The organism is Rossellomorea aquimaris (genome assembly GCF_000935355.1).
Taxonomy (GTDB): Bacteria; Bacillota; Bacilli; order Bacillales; family Bacillaceae_B; genus Rossellomorea; species Rossellomorea aquimaris_B.
Genome location: NZ_JXZC01000041.1, coordinates 1 through 392 on the forward strand (window position 1 = coordinate 1; position 392 = coordinate 392).

1 rRNA gene is annotated in these 392 nt (G+C 53.8%); it reads right to left on the reverse strand.

Going from position 1 to position 392, the window contains the following annotated elements:
- Positions 1–69 precede the first annotated feature (69 nt).
- A 16S ribosomal RNA gene (locus TV75_RS21020) occupies positions 70–392 on the reverse strand; the annotation flags it as partial.

The window sequence follows — 392 nt, forward strand, 5'->3', positions numbered from 1 at the left end:
TCTTTATCGTCTTCTTCAATGAATCAAGCAATTCGTGTGGGAACTTATGGAGCAGCTGATGTCGTCGATTAAGGAGGTGATCCAGCCGCAGGTTCCCCTACGGCTACCTTGTTACGACTTCACCCCAGTCATGAATCACACCGTGGTAACCGTCCCCCCGAAGGTTAGACTAGCTACTTCTGGTGCAACCCACTCCCATGGTGTGACGGGCGGTGTGTACAAGGCCCGGGAACGTATTCACCGCGACATTCTGATTCGCGATTACTAGCGATTCCGACTTCACGCAGTCGAGTTGCAGACTGCGATCCGGACTACGATCGGTTTTGTGGGATTAGCTCCACCTCGCGGCTTGGCAACCCTCTGTACCGACCATTGTAGCACGTGTGTAGCCC